The following is a 10,827-nucleotide window of genomic DNA, read 5'->3' as shown; positions in this document are numbered from 1 at the left end:
CTTTAGCTGCCAAACGGAATCTGCGGTTGCCACAGCGTCGAAGCGCTGTGAAATAATATTTAATTATTTTACTGTCTACTTGACGGGGAGCGGTTCAAATCCCACGACTGTCTTAGTTTCATGCGATTCAGTACGCTGACAGTTGTCTATACCTGCAGGTATCAGGTAATAGAAGCTTCATAAATAGAATCTACCGACTCTTTCAGCAACGCGTCAAAGTCTGCAGCGGACTGGTTTACATTCAGGCCTTCCGATAACGCGCGGGAGAAGCTGGCTATCAGGCCGTGGTTGGCCGCCAGTTTTTTATTGGAATCTTCCCGGGTATAACCGCCGGACAATGCAACCACGCGGACAACACGCGGATCGGCAATCAGTTCCGCATAGGTGTCGGGAATATCAGGAATGGTCAACTTAAACATCAGCTTGGTATCTTCCGGCAGTTTGGCCAGATGTTCCATAATATCTTTTTTCAGAATTTCTTCCGCTTTCGCCTTGTCCGGACAGTGAATATCCACTTCCGGTTCGATAATGGGAACCAGCCCGGCCGCAGCAATCTGCAGGCCGATTTCAAATTGCTGGTCTACGATTTTTTTGATACCGGATTCCGACGCTTCTTTAATAACGCTGCGCATTTTCGTACCGAAGATGTGCCGTTCATCACGGGCCCGGGCCAGTGTTTTATCCAGACCGGGAATCGGTTTCATCAGCTGTACGCCGTCATCCAAATCCGCAAGTCCTTTGTCGATTTTCAGGATAGGAATGATTCCCTTTACGTCCCACAGATAATCGGCCGTAAACTTATCTTCAATTTTACGGTCCATTGTATTTTCAAATAAAATGGCTGCCAACACACGGTCGCTTGTGAACGAAGGGCTGGTGATGATACGGGTCCTCATTTCGTGGACCAGATTGAACATTTCTTCGTCATTGGAATAAGCGCTTTCCGCGACACCGTATAACCGCAATGCTTTCGGCGTGCTCCCACCGCTCTGATCCAGCGCCGCAATAAAACCTTTGCCGTTTTTCATTTTTTCCAATTGTTTCTGGTTCATGTCGTACCTCCATTCTTTTTTTAATTTAATACTATCTTCTCCATGTATCCCGAGAGCCTTTAACAATACTTTTTAGCAGGGTGTACCCTTATTGTTATTATACCATAAAGCGGAACCGTTTTCAGAAAAATGTCAGGCCAGGTCCGCAGGCCGTTGATCCTTCTCTTCCCAATTGTCCCAGAATGCTTTCCGGAATTCCTGAAAACGATCCTGTTCGATAGCTTCCCGTATCTTTTTTGTGAAGTGCAGAAGGAAATGCAGGTTGTGAATCGACAGCAGCCGTAAGCCGAATATTTCTTCCGCCTTGAACAGATGACGGATATAGGCCCGTGAAAAATTACGGCAGGCGTAACAGTTGCAATGTTCATCAATGGGGCGGAAGTCTTCTGCATACATGGCGTTCCGGACCACCAGACGTCCACGCCAGGTCATGGCCGTACCGTTACGCGCCACCCGTGTCGGGAACACGCAGTCGAACATATCCACGCCCAGATTAATTCCTTCCACAAGACAATCCGGTGTTCCCACTCCCATCAGGTACCGCGCTTTCTGCTTATCCATCCAGTCAGTGGTCTGATCCAGCACTTCGTACATCATCGGTTTGGGTTCTCCTACCGAAAGTCCGCCGATCCCATAGCCTGCAAAGTCCATGTCCTGCAGGGACTGGGCGCTCATTTTCCGCAACTCCGGAAACATACCGCCCTGGACGATTCCAAACAGTGCCTGGTCTTCACGTGTATGCGCTTTCAGGCAGCGTTCTGCCCAACGCGTCGTGCGTTCTGTTGATTTTTTTGTGTAAGCAAAATCCGAAGGGTACGGGATACATTCATCAAAGGCCATGGCGATGTCGGCGCCCAGTTCTTCCTGCACCCGCACAGAAACTTCCGGCGACAGGAACTGCTTGCTGCCGTCGATGTGGGAGCGAAACATAACGCCTTCTTCCGAAATTTTCCTCATTTCTCCCAGGCTGAACACCTGAAAGCCACCGCTGTCAGTAAGCATACCGCGGCTATAATTCATAAACCGGTGCAGGCCCCCCGCCTTCTTTACCAGTTCGCTGCCGGGACGCAAAAACAAATGATAGGTATTGGCCAGTATCACCTGGCTTTCCATATCGTACAACTCTTCCGGTGACAGCGTCTTAACAGTCGCCTGCGTTCCCACCGGCATAAACATGGGTGTCTCAAAGGTTCCGTGCGGCGTATGCAGCCGGCCTCGGCGGGCCTTTCCCTGTGTTGCTTCTTTAATCAATTCATAAGTAACTGCGTGCATAACATCTCCTGAAAAAATAAAGGCTATTTCTTATCCAGTTCTGTAATAAACATGGCGTCCCCAAAGGAGAAGAATCGGTATTCCCGTTTGACGGCTTCTTCGTATGTGTGCAGCATCACTTCCCGCGACGACAAGGACGATACCAGCATCAGCAGCGTGCTCTGGGGCAGATGGAAGTTGGTGACCAGCGCGTCGACAATATGCCACTGATAGCCCGGATAAATATAAATCTGCGTCCAGTTTCCTCCGGCCTTCACTTCTCCTGTAACGCCTGCAGACTCCAGCGTCCTTACGGCGGTCGTGCCTACCGCAATGATCCGGCGTCCCTCTGCTTTCGCCCTGTTGATAGCGGCAGCGGCTTCCGGGGTCACGCTGTAAAATTCTCTGTGCATGGGGTGGTCTTCAATATTTTCTTCCGTAACAGGACGAAACGTGCCCAGCCCTACATTCAGAGTGACAAACACTTCTTCACAGCCCATGTCTTTGATTTTCTGCAGAAGTTCTTTTGTAAAATGCAGGCCTGCAGTAGGCGCCGCAGCAGAACCCGGATCCCGGTTATAAACTGTCTGATACCGTTCCTTGTCTTCCAGTTTTTCCGTAATATACGGTGGCAGCGGCACTTCCCCCAGCCGGTCCAGGATTTCTTCAAACACTCCTTCAAAGGCAAAACGGATAATACGTCCGCCAAAATCCGTATGGTCAATAATCGTCCCGGACAACTCGTCCGAGAAATTGATATGGGCCCCCACCTGCAGTTTTTTTCCGGGACGCACCAGCACTTCCCAGTCCGTATTGTTCAGGCGGGTCAGCAAAAACACTTCTACATGGGCCCCGGTATCTTTAAAGCCGTACAGACGGGCCGGAATCACACGGGTATCATTAAAGACCAGCAGATCGCTGGGTTTTAAATACTCCGGCAGATTATAAAAATGACGGTGCTCCATCTCGCCGGTTGTTTTATCGACAACCAACAGCCGGCTGTGGTCCCGTGGTTCTACAGGGTGCTGGGCAATCCGTTCTTTCGGTAGTGCGTAATCAAAATCGGTAACTTTCATCGGTATATCTCTTTTCTATATACAGGAAACACGGTCCCATCGCATTCGTAATCCATCGCAGCAGTTCGTTGCTTCCTGTATTTTTTAGGGAAACACGGATTACATGAGCTTGTGCGCTGCAAGCGCGCGTACAGAGTAATTTATCAGCGTTTCCTTAGTACGCGGAAACCAGATAGGTTCCAGGATAATAATGCAGTAAAATCGTTTTATAATAGTCTTTTGCTTTTTCCGGCGCCGTATCGGCCATACCCTTAGCGCCCCACTTGGAAAGGCCAAGCCCCCGTCCGATTCCTTTTCCTTTAAACAAAAGAGTTTCATCGGCCGTCCCTTCTAAAAAGTGATACCCGGGGATTGCGGATTTCCATGTGCTTTTTTCCCGTCCTTTGATTTCAATCGGAATTTGTTTTTTCCCGATTTCTATGCCATAACTGTTTTCAATCGGCACATCTAACTTTTGCGGAACCGGATCCGTAAGGTAAACGTCAAACCAGTTGCTGCTTAAGGCCAGCATATCGGCAAGTTCCTGACCGCTCAGGGTAACGCTGCCAAGGTCTCCCTGCCAGTAAATGATTTTGACTCTGCCACTGGGATACCGGTCCTTTGTGGCCGGCTTTTCACTGTCGGATATGCGATAGCCCCGCAGCCTTCCGATTTTATGCCCGCCTTGTTCCAACAACCGGCTGATTGTCGCAGCCTGGATTTTCTTTTCCCAGGTAAAGCTGGGACAATCAGTATCATAATCCTGAACCGCCCGCAGATACGGAATATCTTTTTGCAGGACTTCTGCCGCACTTACGGTCATGCCGCCGCTGCTCTCACAGGTATACGCTGCAGCAGGTCTGCCGTTATAATACAAAACCTGGCCGGCAGTCAGCGCTGCAACCTTCGTTATATTCTTATTTTCCGTACGGATGCCGCCGTAAAACGTTTCGGGTTCTACCGCCCGTACGGCAAACAGGCTGCTTTCCGGATTATTTTTATAGTACCAGGCAAGACTGCGAACGGCAACCGCCTGCGCTTTAATCGCCTCATCCGGCCAGATTGGGGAAGACTTGGGCCCCAGCACGGAATTCACATAATACTCCAAAGGCACCCGGTTGACTACTGTAAGATTTTTGCCTTCATTTGTTATGTAGATTTTCAATGCTCCGCGATATTCCTGACGGTTCACAGTAAACAGATGGCGGGAAGAGTCAGCGGAAGTCCGGTCTTTATTCTGTTCTTTATTCTGGTCTTGCTTTTGGTTTGCAGTTTTGCCAGAAACTTTATCAGAAGTAGTAGTTGCGTTTTTGTTTGTTTTTTCCTCTTTGTCTTTCGGTTCCGCCATTTCCAAAACCGTACCACTTGCCAGTTGGTGACTGCCCAGCATAATTTTGCCTGAATTGGCTGCAATAAAGTACTTGCCCTTCTCCAGTGTCGTCTGATTCCCATCCGGCTCTGTCGCCACAAAGGCAGACGGTGCGATTACTTCTGCGGAAAACTGGGAAACGATCAGACCCACATCGATTTCAGAAGATGCCTGGACGCGGCCTGTAAAAAGACAAGTCAACAAGAGAGTAAAAACAAAAATATATTTCAAAATCAATCTTTCTGCAGCCTGTTTCATCATATCGTTTATCCTCAATCATCACTTGCATACTAATTGAAAAATATTAAATCGATTCCGCACGATTGCGTTAAAAAACAAAACCGAACGCATTGAAAAACAAAATCAAAAATGGAAAAACCTTGGGCAAAATAATGATTAATAATTATATAACCGTTTGTACAGAACCAATTATTTGTACAGAATGGTGTCCTGTTTCGGAAGCTGAATAATATGTTTCGTTATGCGGACAAAGGGTTTGCCTTCCGCTTCATCAGTCCCCGTGACAACGCCATTGGAATTGCGCGTGTTCCCTGCTTCGGTTTTGGTTTTTTTCCATTCCATATAGCGGTCCCGTTCACTGAACACACAACCGCAATAGGGCTGGCGGTACAATCCCAAAGCCAGGCTGATATCCACGCCTTCCTGATAATGAGGCCGCCAATCCTGATAAAAAAACTCCACACCAAATTCTTCCGCGGCTGCTTTCGCTATCTGCAAGATCAGTTCATGCTTCTGATACGGACTGTACAGCAACGTTGTAGAGAATGCGGTAAACCCGTGATCTGCCGCATATTTTGCCGTATACCGCAGCCGAATCCGGTAGCAGAACGCACAGCGGACGACCGGTTCCTCCAGCATCCCTTTCACACATTCTTCCAGCGGATAGGTTTTATCAATGATCAGCCGATAATCCTGTTTTTCCGCCAGCTCCCGTAATGCAGCCAATCGGTGTTTAAATTCTTTATAAGGATGAATATTCGGATTATAATACAGCAACGTAAAATCTACGTCCTGCGACCTCAGTATTTTTGTCGGATAACAGGCACAGGGACCGCAGCAGGCATGTAATAATAATTTCATCGTTCTATCTTTCTAAATACACAGTAATCATCAAGGGAGACGCTGATTTATAGTTCCACATTTCTGTCGGGAAACTATCGCCTGTTTTCCTTCCTCACATAAATCAGCTCATTTTACAGCAGAGACGGTTGTTCGACCTTTGGCTTGCCACTTGCATCCTCCGGGTAGGGAATTCCCAGATAGCGATAGGTTTCCCTGGTCGCCACGCGGCCACGGGGTGTGCGCTGCAGCAGACCTAATTGCATCAGATATGGTTCCACCACGTCTTCGATGGTGCCGGCTTCTTCACTGACAGCAGCCGCAATGGTATCCACGCCCACCGGTCCGCCGCCAAACGTCCTGACAATTGTCTGCAGGATACGCCGGTCATTCTGGTCCAGACCGTAACGGTCAACTTCCAGACGGGAAAGAGCTTCATCAGCCAACTTCTGATCAATGACAGCCTGTCCCAGAACCTGGGCAAAGTCGCGTACCCGTTTCAAAAGGCGGTTTGCCACGCGGGGCGTTCCCCGTGAACGGCGGGCGATTTCCAGCGCGCCTTCCGGCGTCATCTCCACATCCAGCTTTTCCGCGGACTTATTTACGATAATGCGCAACTGCTCCGGCTGATAAAACTCCAGTCTGCACTGCACCCCAAAACGGTCACGCAGCGGTGCCGCCAGAGAGCCCAGCCTTGTGGTGGCTCCAATCAGTGTAAATTTTGGAAGAGGCAGCCGGACGTTCTGGGCACCCGGTCCTTTACCGATGACAATATCCAGCTGGTAGTCTTCCATGGCTGAATACAGTATCTCTTCCACTGCTTTCGGCAGACGGTGGATCTCATCGATGAACAACACTTCCCCTTCCGACAGCGTACTGAGAATCGCAGCCAGATCGCCCTGGCGCATAATGGCAGGACCTGATGTAACACGCATGTTTACATGCAGTTCGTTAGCAATAATATTGGCCAGTGTTGTTTTCCCCAGACCGGGAGGGCCAAAAAGAAGCACATGATCCAGCGCTTCATTCCGTTTCAGCGCCGCTTCAATGAATACCGAGATATTCTGTTTAACTTTATCCTGCCCGATATATTCTTCCAGCGTCCGGGGGCGAAGACTGTACTGTTCCCCATCAGACTCCATAACTTCCGATGTTACCAGCCGGTCATCAAATTCCATTCCGTTATCCCCTTTATTCATCTTAATTATTAACGAAAATAATAAATTACAATATCAATCATGTGTCGATTCTGTTAAAATCGACCAGGTACTGAAGATGCTCCTGTCTTACTTTTTAGCAAACATCTGCAAAGCTTTGCGAATCAGTTCATCCCGTTTTAATGTGCCATAGTCCGGAATCTTCCGCAACACCGGCAAAATTTCCGAATTGGAATAGCCTAACGCAGCCAGTGCAGCCATAGCTTCGTTGATTGCTTCCGATTTTCCTTCACCGCTGACTGCGGCGGCAAATTCTCTGTCGTTTTCTTCGCTTTCCAGTGTACCGATCTTGTCCTTCAGTTCCAACACCATACGCTCTGCCGTTTTCTTTCCGATACCGGGGAGCTTGGTCAGCATTTTAAGATCCCGGCTCTGCACCGCCAGATAAAAATCTTCCGGCCTTGCCGCTCCTAAAATGCCAATCGCAACTTTGGGCCCTATGCCGCTTACGCTTAACAGAAGCGCAAACAGATCATAATATTGTTGTGTCAAAAAGCCGTACAACTGAATTGCATCTTCCCGAACTGACGTATATGTCAGGACACGAACTTCCTGTCCCATGGACAAGGTCCGCATCTGGGACACCGGCATAAACACACGGTATCCGACACCACCCGCCGTTTCAATCAGACAATATTCTGCCGCCTGATACGCTACCGTTCCTCTTACTGAACCAATCATAATACACGCTCCAAATGCCGTTTATCAAAACCATAATTATAATACAGTTTATTTATTACAGTTGTCTTTCATCTCTTGCTCAGCGGGTTCCGCTGTTTTTCCAGAATCTCCCCGATTCGTGCGCCGCCTTTTGCCTGCAGCTGCAGCACCCTTGCCTGATTCAGGCCGCAGATCGCGGCAGCCAATGCGTCCGCCGTATCGTCCGGATTAATTTCTTCACGAATCCCCAACAGTCGCCGCACCATAAAGATAATCTGGTTTTTTTCCGCCCCGCCGGTCCCTGTGACCGATTTTTTTATCTGCATCGGAGTAAACTCCAAAATCGGCAGATTATGCTCGGCAGCGGCCAATAATACTACGCCGCGCGCCTGGGCAACCGGTATCGCAGTGTTGACGTTGCGGTTAAAATACAATTTTTCAATGGACATAAATTCCGGTTGAAAATGACCAATAATATCAGAAACATCCTGATGGATCTTCAGCAGCCTCTCTTCCGGACGCCAGTCTTTGTCAGTCAGTATGGAACCGTAAAACACCGGCTTCATAACACTGCCTTTCATTTCCACCACACCATAACCGCAGATAGCAGTGCCGGGATCAATTCCTAACGCCAACATACTGTTTCCTCCAGCCTTCTGCATCAAACTATCTTAGTACAATCTATTATACAGGCCACAAATGACGAAAATGTGAAACAATATAAAAAAGGCAGGCTCATTTGAAGCCTGCCTGCTCTTTCTTATTCCTCGTCGTCTTCATCCGGCAAGTCAGCGTTGGTATAGACTTCCTGTACGTCGTCCATATCGTCAAACATATCAATTGTTTTACGGACTTTTTCCGCATCCTCATCAGACAGCGTGACCATTGTGTCCGGAACCATAGTGATTTCCGACATAACGGTTTCAATATTGTTATCGGCCAGCGCTTTTTCTACGGCATCGTAGTCTTCCGGCTGAGTCACAATTTCAAAACTGTCTTCATTGGATTTCATATCTTCCGCACCGGCATCCAGCGCGATCATCATAACTTCATCTTCATCGTAGCCGGCTTCTTTATCAATCGTAAAGATACCTTTGCGTTTGAACATCCAGCCAACGGAACCGGTTTCGCCCATATTTCCGCCGTGTTTCGTAAATGCATGACGGATATCTGCGGCCGCACGGTTGCGGTTATCCGTCAGCACATCCAGCATGATGGCCACGCCGGCCGGGCCATAGCCTTCGTATGTAATCTCTTCGTATTTTGCACCGTTGGTCTCACCGGCGCCCTTAGCAATCGCGCGCTTAATGTTATCTTTCGGAATGTTGTTGGCCTTTGCCTTTGCCAACGCCAGTTTCAGACGCATATTGCCAACCGGGTCAGGGCCGCCCATCTGTACGGCAATCGTGATTTCACGACCGATCTTTGTGGTTATTTTTCCTCTGGCTGCATCTGCTTTGCCTTTTTTGTGTTTGATATTTGCCCATTTAGAATGTCCGGACATACTAATTCCTCCAATTACATTGCTCAAGGAACCAAAGACCCATCAATCTGCACACCCGACGAGGGTCATGCAAGTTTTTGCAGTCAGTGTTTTCCTTATGAGATAATTTAAATTTAACTATTGTATTATACTATATTTTCTCTTTCATGACAATCCTTTTCTTACCTTTTATTGTGACTCTCTTTGACATTTTTATAGCCTTTCCCTGATTACTCTCTTATGCTTTCTTTATTGTCATTTCTCTGTAGCATAAGGCAGCTCAAAGATTCGCCGGGAAATCTATCCGGAATTTCTCGCGCTTTGCAGAAATTTCGATTTCGTTTCTATTCAAATATTGATTTTTTGTATATAATAATTATGAGGACTCACTGATCGTTTTAACATTAATTCCGAATGCAACCGATTAATCCGTCTGCTCACTTGCTCAAACTCGTTGACTCAGCGTTTCCTTAGTTTAAACGTACTATAATCAGGAGGGGCATCATGGAAATCAAAAAAGTACAATTAGGCAAAACCGATCTGATGGTGACAAAAACTGCAATGGGCTGCCTGCCTATCCAGCGCATTTCACACGAGGCTGCAAAAGCACTGTTGCGTAAAGCCTATGATAACGGCATCAATTATTTCGACACAGCCAACATGTACACTGACAGCGAAGAGAAAATCGGTGAAGCGCTGCACGATGTCCGCCACAACATTGTCATTTCCACCAAAAGCGGCGGAACCGATTACAAAACGGTAACAGAGCATATCGAACTGTCTTTGAAACGACTGCAGACAGATTATATCGATATTTTCCAGTTCCATAATCCGGCTGTGATGCCTTCGCCCGAAGATGAAAAGGGTGCATATACTGCAGCACTGGACGCCAAGAAGAAAGGTTACATCCGTCATATCGGCATCTCTAACCACCGGCTCAAGGTGGCGCATCAGGCGATTGAGTCCGGATTATATGAAACACTGCAGTTTCCGTTCTGCTATCTGGCAACAGAGAAAGACATCGAACTGGTCAAAGACTGTAAAACACACAACATGGGCTTTATCGCCATGAAAGGCTTATCCGGCGGAATGCTGACCAATGCAGCCGCCTGCTATGCTTTCATGCAGGAATACGATAACGTCGTACCTATCTGGGGCATCCAGCATGACTGGGAAATGGACCAGTGGCTGAAGCTAACGGAAGCCGACCAGCAGATGACGGAAGAATTAAAAGCTGTTATTGAAAAAGACAGAAAGGAACTGTCCGGTAATTTCTGCCGAAGCTGCGGCTACTGCCTCCCCTGCACAGTAGATATTGACATTCCACAGGCTGCCAGAATGGCAATGCTGCTTCGCCGCTCTCCCTATAAACGATTCATGAGCGATGAATGGTATGCGAAAATGCAGAAGATCGAAGAATGCGTACATTGTGATTTATGTAAGAGCCGTTGCCCTTATGGACTGGATACGCCGACTCTCCTGCAATATATGCTGAAAGATTATAATGAATTTTACGCAGCGCATCATAACGATTAAATCACTTTATCTAAGCTATATAATACATAGTAAAAGCCCCCGCACGTGTAGTACGGGGGCTTCGTCTCTGACCGGCAACAATCTATCCTCCCAGGCCGCTTCCAGCCCAGTACTTTCGACGCGT

General features: G+C 47.9%; 10 protein-coding genes. 1 reads left to right on the top strand and 9 read right to left on the bottom strand.

All coding sequences use genetic code 11. The annotated features are described in order from the left end of the window. Positions 1-161: 161 nt before the first annotated feature. The 9 genes from QZV31_RS12535 to QZV31_RS12495 all read right to left on the bottom strand — a co-directional run bounded on the left by QZV31_RS12535 (position 162) and on the right by QZV31_RS12495 (position 9,188). Complete coding sequence (locus QZV31_RS12535; protein ID WP_295361239.1) at positions 162-1,052, bottom strand: fructose bisphosphate aldolase; 891 nt, start codon at positions 1,050-1,052, stop codon at positions 162-164. A 132-nt stretch (positions 1,053-1,184) separates the two neighbouring features. Further along, positions 1,185-2,324, bottom strand: coding sequence for a tRNA guanosine(34) transglycosylase Tgt (gene tgt, locus QZV31_RS12530; RefSeq protein WP_295361236.1), 1,140 nt, complete (start codon positions 2,322-2,324; stop codon positions 1,185-1,187). Between the two features lie 23 nt (positions 2,325-2,347). Continuing rightward, a complete protein-coding gene (gene queA, locus QZV31_RS12525; RefSeq protein WP_295361234.1) occupies positions 2,348-3,379 on the bottom strand; it encodes a tRNA preQ1(34) S-adenosylmethionine ribosyltransferase-isomerase QueA in 1,032 nt (343 codons plus the stop codon). Between the two features lie 154 nt (positions 3,380-3,533). Then, positions 3,534-4,988 (bottom strand): SpoIID/LytB domain-containing protein, encoded by a 1,455-nt coding sequence (locus QZV31_RS12520; protein ID WP_295361230.1) that lies wholly within the window; start codon positions 4,986-4,988, stop codon positions 3,534-3,536. 168 nt (positions 4,989-5,156) lie between these two features. Then, positions 5,157-5,828 (bottom strand): epoxyqueuosine reductase QueH, encoded by a 672-nt coding sequence (locus tag QZV31_RS12515; RefSeq protein ID WP_295361228.1) that lies wholly within the window; start codon positions 5,826-5,828, stop codon positions 5,157-5,159. Between the two features lie 113 nt (positions 5,829-5,941). Continuing rightward, the gene (gene ruvB, locus QZV31_RS12510; protein WP_093912897.1) at positions 5,942-6,985 is read right to left on the bottom strand and encodes a Holliday junction branch migration DNA helicase RuvB; all 1,044 of its coding nucleotides are present in this window, start codon (positions 6,983-6,985) and stop codon (positions 5,942-5,944) included. A 108-nt stretch (positions 6,986-7,093) separates the two neighbouring features. After that, a complete protein-coding gene (ruvA, locus tag QZV31_RS12505) occupies positions 7,094-7,705 on the bottom strand; it encodes a Holliday junction branch migration protein RuvA (protein WP_295361224.1) in 612 nt (203 codons plus the stop codon). A gap of 68 nt (positions 7,706-7,773) precedes the next feature. Further along, entirely contained in the window at positions 7,774-8,322 is a 549-nt protein-coding gene (gene ruvC / locus QZV31_RS12500; protein WP_295361221.1) for a crossover junction endodeoxyribonuclease RuvC, read from the bottom strand. A gap of 122 nt (positions 8,323-8,444) precedes the next feature. Then, entirely contained in the window at positions 8,445-9,188 is a 744-nt protein-coding gene (locus QZV31_RS12495) for a YebC/PmpR family DNA-binding transcriptional regulator (RefSeq protein ID WP_093730723.1), read from the bottom strand. 483 nt (positions 9,189-9,671) lie between these two features. On the opposite strand from QZV31_RS12495, the gene QZV31_RS12490 reads away from it, so the two are divergent. Beyond that, entirely contained in the window at positions 9,672-10,703 is a 1,032-nt protein-coding gene (locus QZV31_RS12490) for an aldo/keto reductase (RefSeq protein WP_295361217.1), read from the top strand. The last annotated feature ends 124 nt before the right edge of the window (positions 10,704-10,827 follow it).

Origin of the sequence: uncultured Succiniclasticum sp. (assembly GCF_902793885.1) — a bacterium.
Taxonomy (GTDB): domain Bacteria; phylum Bacillota; class Negativicutes; order Acidaminococcales; family Acidaminococcaceae; genus Succiniclasticum.
Note: the sequence above shows the minus strand (reverse complement) of the source record. Positions and strands in the feature narration are given on the sequence as shown.

Excerpts from the sequence above, each read along its gene's own strand:
- QZV31_RS12535 (WP_295361239.1), bottom strand. The coding sequence starts at position 1,052 with ATGAACCAGAAACAATTGGAAAAAATGAAAAACGGCAAAGGTTTTATT.
- tgt (WP_295361236.1), bottom strand. The coding sequence starts at position 2,324 with ATGCACGCAGTTACTTATGAATTGATTAAAGAAGCAACACAGGGAAAG.
- queA (WP_295361234.1), bottom strand. The coding sequence starts at position 3,379 with ATGAAAGTTACCGATTTTGATTACGCACTACCGAAAGAACGGATTGCC.
- QZV31_RS12520 (WP_295361230.1), bottom strand. The coding sequence starts at position 4,988 with ATGATGAAACAGGCTGCAGAAAGATTGATTTTGAAATATATTTTTGTT.
- QZV31_RS12515 (WP_295361228.1), bottom strand. The coding sequence starts at position 5,828 with ATGAAATTATTATTACATGCCTGCTGCGGTCCCTGTGCCTGTTATCCG.
- ruvB (WP_093912897.1), bottom strand. The coding sequence starts at position 6,985 with ATGGAATTTGATGACCGGCTGGTAACATCGGAAGTTATGGAGTCTGAT.
- ruvA (WP_295361224.1), bottom strand. The coding sequence starts at position 7,705 with ATGATTGGTTCAGTAAGAGGAACGGTAGCGTATCAGGCGGCAGAATAT.
- ruvC (WP_295361221.1), bottom strand. The coding sequence starts at position 8,322 with ATGTTGGCGTTAGGAATTGATCCCGGCACTGCTATCTGCGGTTATGGT.
- QZV31_RS12495 (WP_093730723.1), bottom strand. The coding sequence starts at position 9,188 with ATGTCCGGACATTCTAAATGGGCAAATATCAAACACAAAAAAGGCAAA.
- QZV31_RS12490 (WP_295361217.1), top strand. The coding sequence starts at position 9,672 with ATGGAAATCAAAAAAGTACAATTAGGCAAAACCGATCTGATGGTGACA.